This window comes from Margalitia sp. FSL K6-0131 (genome assembly GCF_038008735.1).
Lineage (GTDB): Bacteria > Bacillota > Bacilli > Bacillales > Bacillaceae_C > Margalitia > Margalitia shackletonii.
On sequence record NZ_JBBOZS010000001.1, the window covers coordinates 4,758,605 to 4,779,244 of the forward strand.

Annotated in this window: 18 protein-coding genes and 1 pseudogene; 8 read left to right on the forward strand and 11 right to left on the reverse strand. The window is 36.4% G+C overall.

What is annotated here, in order from left to right:
* The first annotated feature begins 370 nt into the window (after positions 1-370).
* Together NSQ59_RS23265 and NSQ59_RS23270 are read left to right on the forward strand one after the other, a co-directional pair.
* Positions 371-1,348, forward strand: a complete 978-nt coding sequence (locus NSQ59_RS23265; RefSeq protein WP_340832886.1) for an aldo/keto reductase — start codon at positions 371-373, stop codon at positions 1,346-1,348.
* A gap of 887 nt (positions 1,349-2,235) precedes the next feature.
* Positions 2,236-2,868 carry a TetR/AcrR family transcriptional regulator gene (locus NSQ59_RS23270; protein WP_055742393.1) on the forward strand — a complete coding sequence of 211 codons (633 nt, stop codon included), beginning with the start codon at positions 2,236-2,238 and terminating at the stop codon, positions 2,866-2,868.
* Between the two features lie 333 nt (positions 2,869-3,201).
* Here the strand turns inward: NSQ59_RS23270 and NSQ59_RS23280 are convergent, their stop codons facing one another.
* From NSQ59_RS23280 to NSQ59_RS23300, 5 genes are all read right to left on the reverse strand, one after another.
* Complete coding sequence (locus NSQ59_RS23280) at positions 3,202-3,834, reverse strand: AmiS/UreI family transporter (protein ID WP_055742522.1); 633 nt, start codon at positions 3,832-3,834, stop codon at positions 3,202-3,204.
* Positions 3,835-3,989: 155 nt separating this feature from the next.
* On the reverse strand, positions 3,990-5,168 hold the full coding sequence (locus NSQ59_RS23285) for a NupC/NupG family nucleoside CNT transporter (protein ID WP_055742394.1): 1,179 nt from the start codon (positions 5,166-5,168) through the stop codon (positions 3,990-3,992).
* 90 nt (positions 5,169-5,258) lie between these two features.
* On the reverse strand, positions 5,259-5,657 hold the full coding sequence (locus NSQ59_RS23290) for a cytidine deaminase (protein ID WP_055742395.1): 399 nt from the start codon (positions 5,655-5,657) through the stop codon (positions 5,259-5,261).
* A gap of 167 nt (positions 5,658-5,824) precedes the next feature.
* The gene (gene deoC, locus NSQ59_RS23295; protein ID WP_055742396.1) at positions 5,825-6,496 is read right to left on the reverse strand and encodes a deoxyribose-phosphate aldolase; all 672 of its coding nucleotides are present in this window, start codon (positions 6,494-6,496) and stop codon (positions 5,825-5,827) included.
* Positions 6,497-6,708: 212 nt separating this feature from the next.
* The gene (locus tag NSQ59_RS23300) at positions 6,709-7,653 is read right to left on the reverse strand and encodes a sugar-binding transcriptional regulator (RefSeq protein ID WP_055742397.1); all 945 of its coding nucleotides are present in this window, start codon (positions 7,651-7,653) and stop codon (positions 6,709-6,711) included.
* Between the two features lie 449 nt (positions 7,654-8,102).
* On the opposite strand from NSQ59_RS23300, the gene nhaC reads away from it, so the two are divergent.
* Positions 8,103-9,500, forward strand: a complete 1,398-nt coding sequence (nhaC, locus tag NSQ59_RS23305; RefSeq protein WP_055742398.1) for a Na+/H+ antiporter NhaC — start codon at positions 8,103-8,105, stop codon at positions 9,498-9,500.
* Between the two features lie 70 nt (positions 9,501-9,570).
* Here the strand turns inward: nhaC and NSQ59_RS23310 are convergent, their stop codons facing one another.
* From NSQ59_RS23310 to NSQ59_RS23320, 3 genes are all read right to left on the reverse strand, one after another.
* Entirely contained in the window at positions 9,571-10,245 is a 675-nt protein-coding gene (locus NSQ59_RS23310) for a YdeI/OmpD-associated family protein (RefSeq protein ID WP_055742399.1), read from the reverse strand.
* Between the two features lie 112 nt (positions 10,246-10,357).
* On the reverse strand, positions 10,358-11,605 hold the full coding sequence (locus tag NSQ59_RS23315) for a multidrug effflux MFS transporter (protein ID WP_055742400.1): 1,248 nt from the start codon (positions 11,603-11,605) through the stop codon (positions 10,358-10,360).
* Between the two features lie 189 nt (positions 11,606-11,794).
* The gene (locus NSQ59_RS23320) at positions 11,795-12,574 is read right to left on the reverse strand and encodes an arginase family protein (RefSeq protein WP_055742401.1); all 780 of its coding nucleotides are present in this window, start codon (positions 12,572-12,574) and stop codon (positions 11,795-11,797) included.
* Between the two features lie 315 nt (positions 12,575-12,889).
* Between NSQ59_RS23320 and NSQ59_RS23325 the strand changes: the two genes are divergently transcribed.
* The 5 genes and pseudogenes from NSQ59_RS23325 (at position 12,890) to NSQ59_RS23345 (ending at position 17,581) form a co-directional block, all read left to right on the forward strand.
* Positions 12,890-14,182 (forward strand): serine hydrolase domain-containing protein, encoded by a 1,293-nt coding sequence (locus NSQ59_RS23325; RefSeq protein ID WP_055742402.1) that lies wholly within the window; start codon positions 12,890-12,892, stop codon positions 14,180-14,182.
* Positions 14,183-14,603: 421 nt separating this feature from the next.
* Positions 14,604-15,515 carry a DMT family transporter gene (locus NSQ59_RS23330; protein WP_055742403.1) on the forward strand — a complete coding sequence of 304 codons (912 nt, stop codon included), beginning with the start codon at positions 14,604-14,606 and terminating at the stop codon, positions 15,513-15,515.
* 174 nt (positions 15,516-15,689) lie between these two features.
* Positions 15,690-15,776, forward strand: a pseudogene (locus NSQ59_RS23335) (YjcZ family sporulation protein); the annotation flags it as partial.
* A 496-nt stretch (positions 15,777-16,272) separates the two neighbouring features.
* Complete coding sequence (locus tag NSQ59_RS23340) at positions 16,273-16,797, forward strand: sigma-70 family RNA polymerase sigma factor (RefSeq protein ID WP_340832888.1); 525 nt, start codon at positions 16,273-16,275, stop codon at positions 16,795-16,797.
* Positions 16,787-17,581 (forward strand): hypothetical protein, encoded by a 795-nt coding sequence (locus NSQ59_RS23345; RefSeq protein WP_340832889.1) that lies wholly within the window; start codon positions 16,787-16,789, stop codon positions 17,579-17,581. The genes NSQ59_RS23340 and NSQ59_RS23345 overlap by 11 nt, the downstream gene beginning before the upstream one ends.
* Positions 17,582-17,791: 210 nt before the next feature.
* On the opposite strand, the gene qoxD is transcribed toward NSQ59_RS23345, so the two are convergent.
* The 3 genes from qoxD to qoxB are packed head-to-tail and all read right to left on the reverse strand — an operon-like array spanning position 17,792 to position 20,627.
* The gene (gene qoxD, locus NSQ59_RS23350; RefSeq protein ID WP_055742406.1) at positions 17,792-18,079 is read right to left on the reverse strand and encodes a cytochrome aa3 quinol oxidase subunit IV; all 288 of its coding nucleotides are present in this window, start codon (positions 18,077-18,079) and stop codon (positions 17,792-17,794) included.
* Entirely contained in the window at positions 18,079-18,684 is a 606-nt protein-coding gene (qoxC, locus tag NSQ59_RS23355; RefSeq protein WP_055742407.1) for a cytochrome aa3 quinol oxidase subunit III, read from the reverse strand. Before qoxC ends, qoxD begins: the two co-directional genes overlap by 1 nt.
* A complete protein-coding gene (qoxB, locus tag NSQ59_RS23360) occupies positions 18,681-20,627 on the reverse strand; it encodes a cytochrome aa3 quinol oxidase subunit I (protein WP_055742408.1) in 1,947 nt (648 codons plus the stop codon). Before qoxB ends, qoxC begins: the two co-directional genes overlap by 4 nt.
* Between the last annotated feature and the right edge of the window lie 13 nt (positions 20,628-20,640).

The following is a 20,640-nucleotide window of genomic DNA, read 5'->3' on the forward strand; positions in this document are numbered from 1 at the left end:
AATTTCTATTATCTCTCAAAAGTCTATTATAACAATATTTCGCGGAAAATAAACACCCCAAATGATGATAAGATTGGATGAATGCTCCAATAAGAAAAGCCTAGGCGCTGGATCTAACGAACGGATTTCGGAGTCTCAGGTGAGACCAACGGAAACATAACTAGGCAGACATTGACCATTTAAGTTGCATGAATGGCAGTACTTTTCATAAAATTGATTATAGTATTAACCTTATTAAATAGTTGTTGCTTTTAATAAATTGTTTAAAATCCGAATTCCAGACCTAAAGAAGAAGTTTATAAGATTTACAATTATTAAAAAGCAGCTTTGTTTAAGAAAAGTGCCATTAAAAATGAAAAGAGGTCATTGCATGCGTATTATGCCTTTAGAAAAGCGAAAGATTTCATCTAGCAGAATGGTTTTAGGCTGCATGGGGTTTGGAGGCAGCTGGGATAACAGCCCAATTTCCAACGAGGATGTTTTAAAAGGAGAAAAAGCAGTTGATGCCGCTCTATCAACCGGAATTACCATGTTTGATCATGCGAATATTTACACAAGAGGTAAGGCAGAAAAAGTGTTTGGTGAAATTTTAAAATCACAGCCTGGACTTCGCGAGAAAATTGTAATTCAAAGTAAGTGCGGCATTCGCTTTCAAGATGAGCATGCTCCTGGCCGATATGATTTTTCCAAAGAGCATATTTTGAATTCCGTTGATGAAATATTATCAAGACTTGGTGTGCAATACTTAGACTTGCTATTATTGCATCGTCCAGACCCATTAATGGAGCCCGAAGAAGTTGGTGAGGCTTTTGCAAAGTTAGAGCTTTCAGGCAAAGTACGCCATTTTGGTGTTTCCAATATGAACATGGGACAAATTCAATTACTTCAGGCATACTGTGACGTTCCATTGATTGTTAATCAGCTTGAAATGAGTTTACATAAGCTTGACTGGGTGGAGCAAGGAGTATTGGTCAATCAAAAAGCAGGACTTGGCACCCGTTTTGCGGAAGGGTTAATAGAATACAGCATGGTGAGTGATATTCAAATTCAAGCGTGGTCGCCATTGGCAAGGGGTATATATACCGGGAATGAAAGCTTAAGTTTAACGGAAGCCGATATAAAAACAAAAGAATTAGTAGAAAAAATGGCACTTGAAAAAGAGACTACCCGGGAGGCAATTGTTCTCGGCTGGTTATTGCGGCATCCGGCTAAAATTCAGCCAGTGATTGGAACAACTGACCCTGAACGCATTAAAAATTGTGAAGATGCTGTTCGTCAAGCGGAGCAAATGACAAGGGAAAAATGGTATTCGTTATATGTTGCATCCCGTGGAAACGCAATGCCGTAAATTTATTCAGCCTTTTTAGAGAAAAATATAAAGCAACATACCAATAAGTAAACCAAATCACTATGCGATTTGGTTTTTCTTATTCCCTTTAGATTAGCGATTGGTGATGGTTATATATGAAATCGCCTAGTAAATCGAATCCTGCTTGACTTAACGCGCTCCCTCGAACCAATTTAATGTCACTCTCGCGTTTTTATACGTGCCCCCTCTCCCAGTCAATGTAACCCATTTTCTTTTTTATGTCAGTGCTGAAAAATGAGAGGAAAACGCTGAACTTTTTGATTGAAACGCTGAAAAAACAGATAAGAATGTTGAAGTCGAAGAGGATTGTTGAAAAAAATGATGAGAGTGCTGAAAAATGAGTGGAAAACGCTGAACTTTTGGATTAATACGCTGAAAAAACAGATAAGAATGCTGAAGTCGAAAAGGATTGCTGATAAAAATGATGAGAGTGCTGAAAAATAAGGGAAAAACGCTGAACTTTTGGATCAAAACGCTGAAAAAATAGGTAAGAATGCTGAAGTCGAAGAGGATTGTTCAAAAAAATGAGGAGAGTGCTGAAAAATGTGAGGAAAACGCTGAACTTTTGAAAAAAATACTGAACTATTAAATAGAAATGTAAAAAAATTTAATAAGGATATCTTGTAAGAAAATAGAATAGTTTAAAAGGAATACAATGAAAGGTTGCCTTGGCCGTTTTTCGCTCCCTCCATCCAATTTATTGTGACCCTTGCATTTTTCTACGTGGCCTTTCTTCTGGTCAATGTAACCCATATTCCTTTTTAAGTTCCTTGGCTGTTTTTTCAATTTGTTATTATCATTTTAGATATAATACTTTCCGACATATCCCCATTGAATTTTTCGTACGAACGTACTAAAATTAAAACATGAATACAAAAAATAAAACAAATGAACAAAAGGAATTATCATTTATCGAAAAGGCAAGAAGAACTCAAATTGTAGAATGTACAATTGAGACTATTTCTGAATTGGGTTATGCGCAGGCATCATTAGGACAAATCGCAAAACGTGCAAATATAAGTAAGGGGATCATTTCTTATCATTTTTCAAACAAAGAGGAATTACTTGAGCAAGTAGTAATGGAATATTATTTAGCTTGTCAATCTTTTATAAGCCCGCAAATAGAAGCAGAATCATCTGCCAGAGGCAAACTTATTAAGTACATCGAATCAAATTTGAATTTTGTTAATGAAAATCGAAAGCATGTATTTGCGGTTATAGAGATTGTATCTAATGAGAGAACGGAGGATGGAAAACTAAGGTTTGCTGCTGAACATGATGAAACTATATTCCTTCCAATTGAAAATATTCTTCGCATGGGGATGGAGGAAGGAATTTTCAGAGAGTTTTCTTCTCTATCAGCAAGAGTAATGGCTTTAACCATTAGGAATGCCATTGACGGATTTAGCATTGAATTAATGAGAAATCCCCAATTAAGGGTTAAGGATTATATTATAGAGTTAATGACAATCTTTGATAGGGCAACTCAAAAGATATGAATAATTTGAGGGGAATGAAAATGTTTTCTTATGACGTAATTTGTTGTAGTTGCCGGAAAGTTTTTAAAGTGTATGAAGGAACTAGAAAGTACCAATTATACAAAGAAAATAAGAAGAGTGTATTTTGTTGTGAAGACTGCAACCATAATATCCGTCTTGAAGCAATTAAATACTTTTTTAGGTATAAAGGCTGAGCATTTTGGGAACAGTCCCTTTAGTAAAATTACACACAAAAACGCATGAATCATATTCATGCGTTTTAACTTGCTAATTTAGATCCTATTTCTACGTGAGACCTGTTTCTTTTTAAGTTCCATATTACTCAAAAACAACTCATGACGAAACCGATAAGTCCTGTTCATTTTTTCGATTATTGGCTGCTAACATTATTTTTCCTGTGCAAAAACAGAAATAAACCAATGAAATCACTTGAACATAGATCCATATGTTTGAGACATACTCCATTTTCCATGCCCCTGTTAAAGATAAAAGAGAAGGAATCGTAAGAGTAACCCACGATTGAACAAATGCAACCTTACCTATATAAACATCTATTTTTTTATTTAGTGCCATGGATAAAAAGAATAAGAACCATAAATAAGCCCACATAGCCCATGTTAATGTGTTAATGATGTCATGATTGTGGACAAGGGATAGGATCATATAAACAACGGCTATAATAGATACCCATAGGGAAAACCACCCTAATCCACTTCCATCAATGCCAGTCAGATTAATGATTCCTACAAATAAATAAGTTAGCCCGAAGAGAAATACACAGGCCAAATTAAAAATCGTCCAATGATCTTGATCAGATACAGCGATTAAATAAATAGGAAAAATAATTTGTAGTAGCCCTACAAACAAATTGAAGACTCCTACACTCTTATTATCTGCTTTGCCAAGTAACATTAAACTATTCAAAAATAATGTTGCTCCGGATAATAATAAACCAACGTCACCCATATAGAATGCTGTGAAAAACATCGTCGTTTATCACCGCATTATTTCACCTCTCTTTATATTGTTTCTTGCGCTTGATGGGAATTTCTGAATATGGAATGAAAAAGAAAAAAGCAATTCCTATGTATTTAATAGGAAATGCCTTTTTCCATTTTTCATTACAAAATAAAGCTAACAATAATAGCGGATAAAACACTTACCAATGTTGCACCAAACAGAAGCTTTAGTCCAAAGCGTGCAACGACGTTACCTTGCTTTTCACTCAACCCTTTCACTGCTCCTGAAATAATCCCAATGGAAGAGAAGTTTGCAAAAGATACAAGGAAAACCGAAATAATTCCAAGAGATCTAGGACTTAAGCTATCTTTAATTTTCGTTAAATCTATCATGGCCACAAATTCATTGGTTACAAGCTTTGTTGCCATAATTCCTCCTGCTTTCACTATTTCCCCAGCCGGAATACCCATTAAAAATGCGACTGGAGCAAAGATGTATCCTAGTATTTGCTGGAAGGAAATGCCAAAAATTAAATCGAAAACATTATCAATTGCAGCCATTAATGCAACGAAACCAATTAACATTGCACCAACGATGATTGCTACTTTAAAACCATCCATAATATATTCGCCCAGCATTTCAAAAAAGCTTTGTTTTTCTTCCTGGATTTCTAATATATCTTCTTTGCTATCTACTGTATATGGATTGATAATAGAAGATATAATAAATCCTCCGAATAAGTTAATGACTAACGCTGTTACAACATATTTCGGTTCGATCATCGTCATATATGCACCAACGATAGACATAGAAACGGTTGACATTGCAGATGCACATAAAGTATACAAACGATGCTTAGGTAAATGGTGTAATTGTTTTTTTAGTGTGATAAATACCTCTGATTGTCCAACCATTAAGGAGGCAACCGCATTATAAGATTCCAATTTTCCCATACCATTAATTTTACTTATCAGCAACCCGATCCCTTTCATAATAAACGGAAGGATTTTAAGATATTGAAAGATTCCTATTAACACAGAGATAAAAATGATTGGCAGTAAGACATTTAAGAAGAAAGGTGCTTCCCCTTTGTTGGCGATTCCGCCAAAAACAAACGAAACTCCTTCATTTGCATATTCTAATAACTTAGTGAAAACATCCGCGATTCCTTTAATAATAAGTAATCCAAATTTAGTATTTAATAATAAATACGACAAAGCTAACTGAATCACAATCATAATCACAATCGGTTTATATTTGATCCCTTTACGGTTATTACTTGCCAGAAATGCTAGACCGAGAACGACTATAATTCCGAGAATGGAAATTAGATATTTCATTATTGTCTCTCCTAGTTGTAGTTTTTAAGTTCAATTGGATACGGTTACAAAACAATTAAAAATATTAGTGCTATAGATTAAACAAATTATTTATTTTATTAAATCTTTTTTGGAAAAAAAGCCAGGTAAAAGTTCATTAATGGTTGTTTCCACAAAATCACCATTTAAATTAGCCAGGATAATTTTCGTATTGTCATCACTGAACTCTGCAATAACTTGACGGCAAGCACCACATGGGGAAATAGGCCCTTCCGTATCTCCAACAATCGCAATTGCTTTAACACGATTTTCCCCTTCTGAAACCGCTTTAAAAATCGCTGTTCTTTCCGCACAATTTGTTAAACCATAGGAGGCATTTTCAATATTGCAACCAAGGTAAAGTTTATCATTTTCCGTTAACAAAGCAGCGCCAACCTGAAATGATGAGTACGGAACATACGCCTTTTGCCGAGCTTCTATCGCTTGTTCTATCAGCCAATTTACATTCATCCTTCATTCTCCTCTCTAAAAACCAAGGCACTTTTCTTAAACTTTGTTGGCTTTTTCAGTGACAATAACTATTTTAAAGAAAACAATATTGGTTTCCCCATTCCAGGGAATGGATACCTCGTTTAAGAAAAGATGCCTTGAAACTAAACTTAATATAAATCAATCAATTAATAAGAAGATGTTGATGTTTGACCGTTTACAATAGCAACACCGGAGCTTGCACCTATACGTGTAGCACCTGCATTCACCATATTTTCTGCGTCCTCCAAGCTTCTCACACCGCCAGAAGCCTTAACTCCAATTGTTGGACCTACAACTTTTCTCATTAATGCCACATCTTCTGCTGTTGCTCCACCTGTGGAGAACCCAGTTGATGTTTTCACAAAATCAGCACCTGCTTTAACGGACAACTCACATGCCTTTTCCTTTTCCTCATTAGTTAAAAGGCAAGTTTCAATAATAACTTTAGTTAAAGCTTTGCCCTTTGCAGCTTCTACAACCGCTTTGATATCTTTTTCAACCATGTCATACTGCTTGTCCTTTAAAGCCCCGATATTAATGACCATATCGATTTCAGTAGCACCGTTTTCAATGGCGTTATTTGCTTCAAACGCTTTAACCTCTGTTGTAGTTGCTCCAAGCGGAAAACCGATTACCGTACACACTTTAACAGGTGTTCCTTCTAATATTTCTGCAGCCGTTTTTACCCAAGTTGGATTGACACAAACGGATGCAAATGAATATTCTTTTGCTTCCTCTGCTAATTTTTGAATTTCTGCTTTCGTTGCATCTGCTTTTAACAAAGTATGGTCAATCATTTTGGCTAAAGAATGATTCATCTTACTATTCCTCCCTTTTTCTCGTTACTAATTTATCAACTATATGAAAACGATTTTATGAATTAATCTGAAAACCTTTACACAAGTACTATACCAAGAGATAGAACAATTGTAAATATTGACTTGAACAAATGTAAAAATCAAATTCTTCCAGAGGTTAAATTTTTACAAAATGAAAGCTCTCAGTTCCCTCTGAGAGCTTTCATTATTAATTATTCATCTCTATCCAGCAAAAATTTAGCTGTAAATTGATCAATGACGATTACATTAGCATATCCACCCTTAAGCGCTCCATAAATTCCGTCTATTTTTTGCGCTCCACCAGCGACTAGGATGGAATATTCTTTTTGTTTTAATTCACTTAATTCAATGCCTAATGTCCGATTATTTAAGTTTTCATTTAAGATGTTGCCATCCTGGTCAAAGAATCGCGAACAAATATCACCGACACCTTTGGAACGAATCATTCTCATATCCTCTTCGGAAAAATATCCTAATTGGAACAATAGTGATTCTGATTTTGCAGCACCAATAGTAAACATAGCAATATTTGCTTCTCTCCCTATATCCAACACTTTCTTAATATGTCTATCCGCCTCCATCGCCTGTTTTACGACGATATGATCCACAATTGCCGGCAGCGGCAAATGGATTGGATTCGTATTAAATGCTTTCCCAAAAAGATAGAGAATTTCTGAAAAATAGGTGTTTGTTTCAGAATGACTGATTGCACCTTTTAGTTGAACAACTTTCACGTCTTTCACAAACTTTTGCTTTAATTCTAACGCAACATGATATAAGGTTGTTCCCCAAGTAACCCCAATTATATCGCCATCTTTCACGATATCATGCATATATGCTGCTGCTTTCTCCCCAATATAATTTTTAATAATATTGTCTTCATATTGAGGGACTGAAACAACAATTGCTTTTTTTAAATTGAACTTTTTTTCAATTTGTTTGGATAATTGTTCAACATCATCATTCGGATCCATAATCTTTATCTGAACGATGCCTTCATTTTTTGCAATTTGCAACAATCTTGATACCGTGGGTCTCGAAATTCCTAATTTATCTGCAATTTGATGTTGATTATAATCAAGTAAATAATAGAGTCTTGCAGCCTCTATTACCTTTTTAAGTTTTTCCGCTTCCATACCCATCCTCCAAATTTGAACGTACTATATATTTATATTAACAAATTAAGGTAGGAAATTGAACATTTGTAAAAGGGAATTCTATTTTAGCTTCTTCACTTCTTCAGATGAAGCCAAAATTTCCACTTGATTATTTTTCAAAACATGATATATTAATAACCGATTACTTTATTGCATAAAAGCTTAAAAGCGTTTAAGTATAAAAGTTAATAGTTTATTCCAAATCACGGACACTAGTAATTCTCTTATTAGCAGCATAAAGAAACTGGATGGTCGCTGAAAATCCAGGCGATAAGCAGAATGAAATACACCGTGTGCATTTTTGGAAAGAAATGAGTGAATGAGTAATATCATTAACTAGGGTGGTACCGCGGAGAGCTTCTTCGTCCCTAATTGGGACAAGGAAGCTCTCTTTTTTATTTCTTTTTACATCATAGGAGGTTTGCAACATGAATCAAATGAAAAAGGTGTATACACCTTCGTTGCCGGAAGCATTAATACTAACTATCTTGATTGTGGGATTAATCAGTTTTAGTATCATTAAATTTTCTGCAGCACCACAAATCCCCATACTGCTATCTATCTTTGTATTAATTATTTTCGGGCTCATCAAAAAAATTTCTTTTAAGGACTTGGAGACAGGTATGGTAATTGGGGCGCAAAATGGTTTATCAGCCGTCTTTCTCTTTTTCCTAATCGGAATATTGATTGCTGCATGGATGATCAGCGGGACTATTCCAACTTTAATATACGGAGGCTTTCATATTGTTACTCAACATTTCTTTTATGCGATTGTCTTTGTCCTTACTGCAATTGTAGGAACGTCGATTGGAAGCTCGTTAACGACTTCCGCTACATTAGGTGTTGCATTTATCGGAATTGCATCGGCACTTGACGCATCATTAGCCATTACGGCCGGTGCCATTGTTTCCGGAGCATTTTTCGGTGATAAAATGTCACCATTATCAGATACAACGAATATAGCATCTAGCATTATGAAAGTAGATTTATTTGAACATATTCGTAATATGGCATGGACCACCATCCCAGCTTTTATTATTAGTTGTATTGGTTATGTTATTCTTTCATTTAACATATCATCCAAAAATATGACGAGACTCTCAGGATTTCAAGACAGTTTAGTTCATACCCATTTAATTCATTGGTATAGCTTGCTTCCAATTGTGTTACTTGGAATTTTTGCCTATAAAAAAATATCTGCGTTTATTTCGCTGGCCTTTAATTCATTTTTTGCCATTATTCTTTCTTATTTTCATCACCCTATATCAGGCACAGAATTATTCCAAGTACTATTTAATGGTTATGTATCTCATACTGGGAACAAAATGATTGATAGCCTGCTTACTAGAGGAGGGCTAAATAGCATGATGTTCACAATGTCATTAGTCATTCTTGCACTTTGTATGGCTGGTCTCACTTTAACCTTAGGTATAATTCCAGTTTTATTACAATCCTTAAGTAGAGGATTAAACAAAATTGGTACGGTCATTATGTCGGCTGCTTTCACAGCAATCGGTGTGAATGTTTTCATTGGAGAACAATATTTATCTGTCATTTTAACAGGAGAAGCGTTTCAGCAATCATTTGCGAGGCTTGGCCTTGCCAATAAGAATCTTTCCAGAGTTCTTGAAGATGCGGGAGCAGTTGTCAACCCGTTAGTCCCTTGGAGTGTATGTGGTGTCTTTTTAACGAAAGTTCTAGGTGTCGGCACCTTACATTACTTACCATTCTCCTTCTTTTGTTTGCTTTCCCCAATCTTAACCATATTTTTTGGATTTACGGGGAAAACATTAACCATTAAAGAAACAGAAAAAATCAGTGCTTAATAGACTTTAGATTAGATACTGCTGATATTAAAGGAGGCTAGCTGCCTTTAATATCAGCTTAATTTTATATTTATTTCTTATTTCTTCTATATAAATCCATTGTTTTATATCCCTCTGCTAAAACAGTTTCCATTTCCAGCAGACGCTTTTCTTGTGTTTCTTTTCGCTTTGCACTGTATACATAACGTGCCCAATCCTTTTGATATCCAGGGGTTAGCTGATTGTAGGCATTTAATATTTCCTCTTTTGACTGCAAATATTGCTTAATATCTTCCACATGCTCAATATAATCGTCGACACATTGACTTTTTGCACTAGATGGCTTCTTCGCTTTCTTCGGTGCAGCTTTCAGACCTACAACTGTAAACACATCATTCAAACTTACCATTCTCGAGAATTTTAAATTGCTTCCAGGAACATATCCATCTTCATCTAAATTGATTTCTTGTAAAAAACGGTCTCGATCAATGTATTCCTCATATTGAGGATTATTCTTTTTCGGATAGGCAAAAAATAAGTAACCATTATCTTCTACTAACTGTTTTTCGATTACGAATTGTAATTTCTGAAGGAAATCTTCTATCGAAAATATAAACTGAAAAACGAGATCATATTGATTCTGTTTGATATCCGTATCATATTCCAGTTCATTAAAATCATTTATATCATCAGGCTTGTTCAAAATAAGCTTAGTAGGATATTTGTTTAAATTTAATTTTTCAATTACAGTTTTCGGTGCACTCATACTACATTCATTTCTCCCTCTACTAAATTTATAATTTTAGTTTATCATTTCTTCCTACAATATTGCCTTTTTTAGCAAAAGAAAAACCGTTCGGATTAGGCTCCAAACAGTTTTAATGGATGGTTTGTTGTGCAACCTTTTTCTTGGTGCTCTTTTTAATCAGTAAAAATAAAAATAAGGCTCCGAGGTCACAGACAGCAATAACAATCGCCATCGGCAATGCGGTATGACTGCCGCCAATTCCGACAAGCGGTGCAGCAATCGAGCCAAAAATAAATGGCAACAAACCAAGTAATGCAGACGCACTTCCTGCAGAGCCGCCTTGATTTTGCATAGCTAATGAAAATGAGGTGGTCCCGACAATCCCTACACAAGAAACGACAATAAACAATGATGGAATTACAGCTATTAATCCTCCACCGGTTAAGATCACTATAAGAAAAATCAAACCGCCAATAGCGGCTAAACTAATACCGAATATAAATAACTTTAACTCTGCAATTTTTCCTGCAAGCCGCCCTGTAACCTGCGAAGCGATAATAATACCAATCCCATTAATGGCAAAAATAATGCTGAAAACTTGAGGGGAGACACCGAAAATCTCCTGTAATACGAAAGGTGACCCTGAAATATACGCGAACATCGCAGCCGAAACAAAGCCTTGCGAAAAGGCAAAACTCATAAATTCCCTGTCTTTTAATAATCGAAGGTAAGCAGCAAACGTATGGGAGATATCACCTTTAGATCGTCTTTCCATTGGCAATGTTTCGTGAAGTCCAAATGTAACAGCAGCCCACATAAGGATGCCAATGAAAAACAATACGATAAATACTCCTCGCCATGAAACAAAATGAAGAATTTGTCCTCCGACAATCGGTGCTAAAATTGGTGCTGCACCATTCACAAGCATTAATAAAGCAAAGAATTTTGTTAACTCGGTTCCCGAGAACATATCCCGAACAGAAGCCCGAGCAATGACAATGCCAGCAGCACCAGTCGCACCTTGAATAAAACGTAAAATTATGAGTATCCAGATGGACGAACTTACAGCACAAAGCAGGGATGCAATGGAATAAAAGATAAGCGTCATTAAAAGAGGCTTTCTCCGCCCTTTCACATCGCTTAATGGGCCCACAAAAAGTTGGCCTACTGCCATCCCAATGAGGCACGCTGTCAAGCTAAGCTGTGCAACAGATGTACTAGTATGAAGTTGTTTGGTTAAAGTTGGGAGTGCAGGTAAATACATATCGATGGATAACGGGCCAAATGCGGTAAGTGAACCGAGGATGAGAGCCAGTCTTAATCGGTGCATTTTTGCATTACTTTCTAAACCCAAGTTGTTTAAACTCATATTCTTTATCTTCCTTTTTTAAGATGATGGTGGAAATATATCTAAGTAATGAATATATTCATTAAATTTTAGTATATTCATGCTTTACTTTTCAAAGAAAATGAATCGGAAATTTACTCAATGAAAAACGAATGCCGCCGAACAGAAATGCAGGATAAAAAAATCCCTCCTCAGCATCTAGGAAGGATAAAAAAAACTTTATGCCCCTTTTAATTGTGCTTCATACCCTTTTAAGCAGCTATTTAAAATTTTTAGATTAGCCTTTTCATTTTTGTGAATAATACTTTGATAGTTTGGAAGTATAGCTTGGAGAGGAGATAGCTTTTCCTCCCCGCATATGTCCACCCCCTCCACTTTTTTAAACTGTAGGATAGACTTTAAGTAGCTAAGTAACGTATTGATTGTCATCACACCTTGGTCCCAGTTTGTTTGAACCTCATTTGGATTTAAGACATCTTTATCAATACTTATATACACTCTGTCGGTTGGAATCGCAGATAGAATAGATGCAGTTGAATAGACTTGATTACCTTTGAAAGAAAAAACATTTATACGAGGGCTTTGGATACGACTTGCCTCACTGCCAGTCGGGCCAATGATGATGACATTTTTTAAAAGCGGAATGTTGGAAAGTGCATAAGAGACCCATGTACCACAAGAGAGCATTCGATCCCCTTTGTTTTGGCCAATATCTGGATGATTATCAAATAATACTAAGCTAAATGGCTTTTTCATATCTTTTAATAATAAGTAAGTGACATAATGATAGTTGCCACTACCAATAAACGTAATTCCTCTATGCTGTCTTTTCTGTAAAAAGCTATTTATCTCTTTTAAAGAGTCTTCTTCGCAATAAAGACTAACATGTTGTAATTGCTGAACATTAATGTTGTCATGTGGGTAATGCTGTAGCGCTTGCTGTGCAAAATACGTTTCGTCAAAGTTCATGATGGTTATTCCTTTATTTAATAACCCCATCCTCTTTCATCTCCTATCGTATTATAAGAGATTGGTTTTAACACGAGCAATATTTTAATAGAGAATAGTAAATAAATCGAGGTGAAATCAGTGCTGCATGTTATCCAATCTCATAAAAACTAGTTTTAGATATGGCAAAATGCTACTGAAAATTGTTATATGGATATTATATAACTTCCTCCTTTTTCAACAAAAGATTTTGCTTCGGATAAGGGTGGGTTGAGGAGGTAGGGCCCTTGTCCCTCATTCCCGCTTCCAAAATGCATAGAATTTTTAGATAATATAGTAATAGTAACTTTATAAGAGGTGATTGAAATGGATTGGACATCCTTTGAAAAGCAAGTTTATGCCAGAATGGAGTCAGATCATATTCCGGGGCTAGCTATTGCCGTCAGCAAAAATGGAAAAGTTCTTTATGAAAAAGGATTCGGTGTACAAGATGTTGAAACTGGGGAACCTATAAATGCCGATACGATGTTTGGCATTGCCTCCGTAACAAAATCTTTTACCGCTCTTGCGATTTTAACATTAGAGGAGGAAGGAAAACTATGTGTAGATGACCCGGTAACAAAATACTTGCCTGAATTCAGAATTCCTACCATAGCGGACATAGATTCTATTAAAATTCATCATTTGCTAACTCATTCAACTGGTCTAGCACCATTGAGACGGCGAGAGGAGTTAAACAAACTTCGGGAGCATCTTGATTATTTAGCGGGGGATGACCACGATATTTTAGGAAGGCCGGGCGAATATTTTAGCTACTGTAATGATGCGTTTTTATTATTAGGAGCTATTATCGAAAGAGTAACCGGCTGTTTATTTAGGCGATTTGTTACGGAACGCCTATTAAATCCGTTAAAAATGTACCGTTCCACTTTTAGTATTGAAGAGCTGTCTAAAATGGATAACGTCTCTACCCCATATGTTTTTACTGAGGGCGAATATCAGAAGCAGCCATGGCCAACTCTCGGAAACTATGAAGTTGGGGGTGGAATCCGTTCTAGTGTACGCGATTTAGTGAAGTATGGTGAGGTCTTTGTTAATGGGGGAAAAGAAATCATTTCAAAGAAATTCATCGAAAAAATGTGGCGTCCTGTAATTCAATATGCCAGAAATTCCTACTATGGATATGCTTTAGAGGTTACCCCTCGTTATCATGGAGTTACCTTAGTGGAGCACGGCGGAGGGCAGCCTGGTGTATCGTCTAATTTTGGATTCGTTCCGGAACAGGGACTTGTTGTAGCGGTTTTAACAAATGTTTCGAATGCTCCTGCCGCGGATATTTGGCTGGAAGCGGTGAATACAGCTCTCGGAATTCCACTTGGTGAAAAGCGAAGTGTGGAGCCTTTTGCAGAGAATGTTGCGAAAGAGGAATTAGTTTCATATGTTGGTACCTATCAGTCAAACGAAGGCTCCCGTTTGCAAATTCATTTAGAGGATAATCATTTGAAAGCAATATTGGAAAATGAAACATTGCCTTTAAGGGTTGGAGAAAACAACACGCTTATAAGCGAAAAAGGAAGAACTATCCGTTTCCATTTCAATGAAAAAAAGGAATCATGGGCAGCGTTTTTAGGAATGAGAATGCTGCTCAAGGTTGAATAATAGTGGTGATGAAGAGCCAGGCTTGCTTGGCTCTTAATTAAAGATTTAAAAATAAGTATTTTTCCAATCGCACTTTTGGCCATCAATCCTCAGCATTGGTGACCGGTTTCCCTTTCTAAACGTATTTTCGGGCACCTATCCTCCTCTTTCGTTACCAATTTCCGTTTCCAATTGCATGTTCGGGCATCTAGATTCCTTTTTAATTACCAGATTTCTAGTCTCTGTCTAATTCTAGCGCCTATCAGCTAGCGTATATTTACCACTTCTCCCAGTGGTAAGGCATAAGCTCGTCGAAGACGCGAAATCCGTACGTTATAATTGTGGTGCTTGTACTTTTCATATTGGTGATTCTAGAGTATAGTCATTTTTTTATAACAGGCGTATAATCTTTTTGTATGTAAAAAATGAGGGGGGAATCATCATGGGTGAACTATCACGAACCCGATCTGTATTATTGATATCATTTCTTGTGCTCGTTTGGGGTTTGTGCTGGCCCATTTATAAAATTGCGTTGAACTACACACCGCCTATTTTATTTTCGGGAATGCGGACATTTTTAGGAGGAATTTTTCTCCTTATTGTAACGATTCCAAGGTATAAACAAATTCATATGAAGGAGAACTGGTTTGTATACTTGATCTCCACAATCTTTAATGTCATTTTATTTTTCGGGTTGCAAACCGTCGGATTGCAATACTTGCCATCTGGGTTATTTTCCGTTATTGTCTATTTCCAGCCAGTGTTAGTCGGCTTTCTTGCATGGCTATGGCTCGGGGAAAAAATGTCTGGATTCAAGATTTTAGGCTTGATTCTCGGATTTTTTGGAGTAATAGTCATTAGTTTTAAAAGTTTAAGTGCTGAAGTTTCTGTTATTGGAGTAGTTTTAGCACTAATTACAGCGATTAGCTGGGCGATTGGTACGGTATTCTTGAAAAAGTCTGGAGACAAGGTCGATGCCATTTGGCTTGTTACGATCCAATGCCTAGTCGGTGGATTCGTTATGTCTGTTGTGGGAGTTGATACAGAGAGTCTTGCTGCCATCCATTTGACCTTACCTTATATTTCTGGTTTATTATATGGGGCTATTTTCGGAATCCCGTTAGCTTGGCTTGCTTATTTTGTCTTGGTGCGTTCTGGTGAGGCTAGTAAAGTGGCGACTTGCACATTTTTAGTTCCACTTATCGCTTTAGTGGTTGGTACGATCGTTCTTCATGAACCAGTTACTATTAATTTAGTTATCGGACTTATCCTCATTGTTTTCAGTATTTATTTTGTAAATCGCACACCGAAAATCCACAACGCTACAGATATTCAGGTCGGCGCATCTAAATAAAATGTAAATACATTGAAAGTATAATAAATTACGAGATACCTATGTTTTCATAGGTATCTTTTTTGGGTGGTGCCTGGCACCTTTTCTTCATCTATGAATAGGTGCATGTACAGACAATTTTTATTTAAATATCATCGTTTAACTATTGAATGAGTTACGGTGGGAGGTGTTGAGATGAGTGGCACTACTGGAGGCGGATTTGCGTTAATTGTTGTTTTATTTATTCTGTTAATTATTGTTGGTGCATCATATGTAGGTGGAGCCGGTGCTGCTGGCGGAGCTGACCCTGTATTTATCGGAGGATTTTTCCCGTTTTTCTGGTAAGATGATGTGATAATTGTTGTACACAGACTTCACCTTATTTTGATAAATGAATTGAGAATGGGGTATCACTCCATTCTTTTTACTTGCTACTTATATGGAACTACTGAAATACTTAAACTTATTAAATATTCCTGAATTAAAAATGCATAAATAACCAGCCACTAGTTTGGACATCGTTTATTAAAAACAAAAAATTTAAAGAGTATAAATCTTTTTGTTATTATAAATTTAACTGGATAAATGCATATTTAGATAGTGGAACACCTCATCCAGAACTACCGCACAAAAATAATATAAAACACAAAGTTTCTTTCCATAACGATAAAATGATCCACGCTATAAAATCAACAAAGGATTTTATAGTTTTTTTATTTTCAAAATGAAACCGAATAGCTTACCGCTTTGTCTAACCTATATGAGAGGGGGTAATCTTTTGACTGTTAATGAGAAGGAGCGTCACTTAAATGAAGCGATGGATCAACATGGCGATTATTTAAAACGCTTAATTTTTACATATGTAAAAGATATTCAAAAAACAGAAGATATCATACAAGAAGTTTTCATTAAATTTTATAAAAATCTGGATCGTTTCGAAGGTCGTTCTTCTATTAAAACTTATTTATATCGGATTGCAGTAAATGAGTGTCAAAATTATTTAAAAAGCTGGCATTATAGAAAATTAGTAGTTACAGAGAAAATGAAAATATGGAAAAATTACGATTCCGTTGAAGTTGAATATATACAAAAAGAACAAAATCAAAACATTGCAGAAGTAGTAAGTACCCTCCCTGTTAAATATCGAGAGGTCATCTGGCTGTATTACTATGTAGAATTATCAATAACTGAAATTGCAGATGTTTTAAATTGCTCAGCTAATACAGTAAAAACACGTTTAGCGAGAGGAAGAAAGTTAGCGAAATTAACAATGGAGGAGAGTGACTTAGAGTATGAATATTAAAGATGAACTAGAGAAGTCTATTCCGGTAAATATTACATTAACAGAAAATGAAAAAGCAACTATTCGATATCGTGTTCGTCAATCACGTACGTCTAATTTTTATTTAAAACCGGTAGTGGTATTTGCTCTCTTTATAATGATAACAGTAGTTTTAGCAGTACCAGTTATGCTTTCCATCGTTAAAGAAGAAAATACTCCCCAGAGTAATTCCAATCATTCTTCCCATCCACTTACAGAAGAACAGAAACAACAATATTATGAGCAATATAAAAAAATTGTAAAAAAAGCGAACGAACAGAAAGTCGGCTCAACTATCGGCCTTTCACCTTTTGAAGAGTTTAATCATTGGGTTACACCAGAAAAATTTAAAAAAGAGATTCAAAGTATGTTAGAGGCAGACTTAAAAACAGAACGTGAAGAAATAGCTGCTAGGTCCTCCGATCTTGAGCCTGCAGTAACAGATTTGGATGGAGAAACAACTAAACCAACCTATATATACATTCCTAATATTATAAGAAAAATTGAAGTAACAGCCAAATTTAAAACGCAATATAATGCAGAACTTGACCGTAATATATTTGTAGGAGTAGACAATGTATCAACACAATTTGCAAAGTATTCCGGTCCAGGTACATGGAAACAGACTTCCTATAAAGCTTCCTTAGTAGATGGCGGTAAAAAGTATAAGATACGAATTGAAGGAATCTTCTCTTTAAGCAATATTTCAAATGAAAAAGCATTTACAATCGAATTTAATTGTGATGAATTTGGAGGCATTTATTAAAATTCTTTAAACAACCTTATCCATTCATTGGATAAGGTTGTTTTAGTTTTAAATACAAGGATCCGGCATCAGCTTATTATTTGTAAATCCCCTCGATCATAACGAAAAACTACCTTTGCATGATTACTTCCGCCTTTTTAAATCTGTCCTCTGTATGTGAACAAAAATGCAAATTGTCCACGAGTGGTGCCAGGCACCCTTCAATGCAGTTTAGTTATGCATTACCCAGACAGAGCCCAGGACGATGGTTAGGGCGATGATGATGCTGTATATAATGTTGCCGATTTGAACAACTGAGTTATCACTTTCTTTGATATGCATGAACATGAAGAGCTGCATACCTGCTTGCATGAAGGCCAAGACACCGATGATGCTCATGATTGCTGGTTTAGGCAACCCTGAACGCAGCGCCACAATCGCAGCGAGTATCGTCATTGCTAACGAAAGAAGGAAACCAATAATATGACCAATAGGATATTTGGAATGTTGATGTTCCATTATTGTATCAGCCCTCCTAAATACACAAATGTAAAGATAAAGATCCAAACAACATCAAGAAAATGCCAATATAGGCTGATGATAAAGAATTTTCTAGATGTTACAGGGTTTAAACCATTTCTGATCACTTGGATAATCAGTAAAATTCCCCAAAGAATCCCCATTGTAACATGGGCACCATGTGTACCAAGCAAGACAAAGAAGGCAGATAAGAAAGCACTTGTTTGCATGGTAGCTCCTTCGTGTACATAGTCAATAAACTCATGCAGTTCGAAGTAGATAAAGCCGGCACCTAAGAGTAATGTTAGGATGAACCATGTTAGCATTGCGTTCTTATTATTATTTCTCATAGAAAAAATCGAAAGACCGCAAGTGAAACTGCTGACTAACAGTAGTATCGTTTCTACCATAACATCTTTTTCTTTAAACAAATCCAGTTGACTCGGTCCTCCAGCAGTCATTCCGGAAAGGACAAAATAGGTAGCGAAGAGAGTCGCGAAAAGAGCGATCTCTGCACCTAAGAAAATCCAAAAGCCAAATATATTTAATCTGCTTTGTTCAGATTGATATTCTAACGGTAAAGAAGTGTCTAAATGTTCACTCATACTACCTCACCCCTTGCAGCTTCTTCCGTTTCTAATATTTCCTTCACTGGGATATGGTGGCCTTTATCGGGATCAAAAGATCTCCATGCAAGACATCCAAGTACAATAATTAACCCAATGATCGCAAGCCACCACCATGAGAAGACAAGTCCGAAACCACCAAGTCCAAATCCTACGGCCGCAACGAACGGCATTCCTGTATTATTTGGCATATGGATTGGTTTTACATCTTCTTTTTTATATAAAGGTGTTTTCTTTTGCTTCATATTCCAGTACGCATCGATATCTTCCGCAACAGGAGCTACCGCAAAATTATAATGAGGTACTGGAGTTGGTGTAGCCCATTCCAATGTACGTCCATCCCATGGATCACCTGTTACATCACGCTCACCGTGGCGAACGCTATAGACAATATTCCATACAAGGACAAGGAAACCGATACCCATCAATACACCGCCGATTGTGGAAACCATGTTTAAATTATCCCAGCCAAGTCCTGCTTGATACGTATACATCCGACGAGTCATTCCTTTTAAACCAAGAACGAACTGCGGTAAGAAACATACGTTAAATCCGACCATCCAGAACCAAAACGTAATTTTTCCAAGCTTTTCGTTTAACATATGACCGAACATCTTCGGATACCAATAATGCAAACCGGCAAAACATGCGAATGCTACCCCTGGTATCAATGTGTAATGGAAATGCGCGATCAAGAAATAACTATTGTGATATTGATAATCCGCTGCCGCCATCGCAAGCATGACACCAGTTACCCCACCAATAAGGAAGTTCGGGATAAAAGCTAAAGACCAAAGCATGGCGGATGTTAGTTTCACTTTTCCTTTATAGATGGTAAAAATCCAGTTAAACAGTTTTACACCGGTTGGTATTGCAATCAGCATCGTCGAAATCGAGAAGAACGAGTTAACGGCTGCGGTGTTCCCCATCGTAAAGAAGTGGTGAACCCATGTAAAATAACTGAATAAAGCTATTGCCAACATCGAAAAGACCATTGATTTATAACCAAAGAGACGTTTTTTCGCAAACGTACTGATAATTTCTGAGTAAATACCTAATGATGGCAGTAATACGATATATACTTCAGGATGTCCCCAAATCCAGAACAGATTACTCCAAAGCATTGGCATACCGCCAGCTGCCATCGTAAAGAAGTGAGTTCCGGCTATACGATCAAATGTCATTAATGCCAATGCCACCGTTAATACCGGGAATGCAAAAATGATAATGATACACATGATTAACACGGACCATACAAACATCGGCATCTTCATCATGGTCATGCCTTTTGTTCTCATTTTAAGAATCGTCACTAAAAAGTTAATTCCTGTAATTAATGTACCTATACCTGCAATTTGCAAGGCAACTGCATAATAGTTGTTTCCTACGCCAGGACTAAATTCCGTTCCTGCGAGCGGAAAGTAGGACGTCCATCCTGCAGTCGGTGAACCACCGATAATAAACGAAATATTAAATAGTGCACAGCCTGCTGCGAATGTCCAGAAGCTAAAGGAATTTAACATTGGGTAGGCAACATCACGTGCCCCAATTTGCAATGGAACTGCAATGTTTATTAACCCCATTAAAAATGGCATTGCCATAAACAAAATCATGATAGTACCGTGTGTCGTAAAAATTCCATCGTAATGATTTGCATCTAATAGTTTTAAATTAGGAGCCGTAAGTTGGGCTCGCATCATTAGTGCATCGACACCGCCGCGGAATAGCATTAAGACCGCAACTAATATATACATGACACCGATTTTTTTATGATCAACAGTTGTAAGCCAGTTTTTCCAAAGCCATTTCCATTTTTTAAAATAGGTTAAGTAAAACAGTATACCGATCATCGCAAGAGCAATTCCCGCTTCCGTTACGTAAATAATCGGCTCACCTGTGACGAAAAATTCATCAAGCTTCATTCTGTTCTCCTCC

Coding starts and splice junctions, on each gene's coding strand:
- NSQ59_RS23265 (WP_340832886.1), top strand. CDS start 371: ATGCGTATTATGCCTTTAGAAAAGCGAAAGATTTCATCTAGCAGAATG.
- NSQ59_RS23270 (WP_055742393.1), top strand. CDS start 2,236: ATGAATACAAAAAATAAAACAAATGAACAAAAGGAATTATCATTTATC.
- NSQ59_RS23280 (WP_055742522.1), bottom strand. CDS start 3,834: ATGGGTGACGTTGGTTTATTATTATCCGGAGCAACATTATTTTTGAAT.
- NSQ59_RS23285 (WP_055742394.1), bottom strand. CDS start 5,168: ATGAAATATCTAATTTCCATTCTCGGAATTATAGTCGTTCTCGGTCTA.
- NSQ59_RS23290 (WP_055742395.1), bottom strand. CDS start 5,657: ATGAATGTAAATTGGCTGATAGAACAAGCGATAGAAGCTCGGCAAAAG.
- deoC (WP_055742396.1), bottom strand. CDS start 6,496: ATGAATCATTCTTTAGCCAAAATGATTGACCATACTTTGTTAAAAGCA.
- NSQ59_RS23300 (WP_055742397.1), bottom strand. CDS start 7,653: ATGGAAGCGGAAAAACTTAAAAAGGTAATAGAGGCTGCAAGACTCTAT.
- nhaC (WP_055742398.1), top strand. CDS start 8,103: ATGAATCAAATGAAAAAGGTGTATACACCTTCGTTGCCGGAAGCATTA.
- NSQ59_RS23310 (WP_055742399.1), bottom strand. CDS start 10,245: ATGAGTGCACCGAAAACTGTAATTGAAAAATTAAATTTAAACAAATAT.
- NSQ59_RS23320 (WP_055742401.1), bottom strand. CDS start 12,574: ATGGGGTTATTAAATAAAGGAATAACCATCATGAACTTTGACGAAACG.
- NSQ59_RS23325 (WP_055742402.1), top strand. CDS start 12,890: ATGGATTGGACATCCTTTGAAAAGCAAGTTTATGCCAGAATGGAGTCA.
- NSQ59_RS23330 (WP_055742403.1), top strand. CDS start 14,604: ATGGGTGAACTATCACGAACCCGATCTGTATTATTGATATCATTTCTT.
- NSQ59_RS23345 (WP_340832889.1), top strand. CDS start 16,787: ATGAATATTAAAGATGAACTAGAGAAGTCTATTCCGGTAAATATTACA.
- qoxD (WP_055742406.1), bottom strand. CDS start 18,079: ATGGAACATCAACATTCCAAATATCCTATTGGTCATATTATTGGTTTC.
- qoxC (WP_055742407.1), bottom strand. CDS start 18,684: ATGAGTGAACATTTAGACACTTCTTTACCGTTAGAATATCAATCTGAA.
- qoxB (WP_055742408.1), bottom strand. CDS start 20,627: ATGAAGCTTGATGAATTTTTCGTCACAGGTGAGCCGATTATTTACGTA.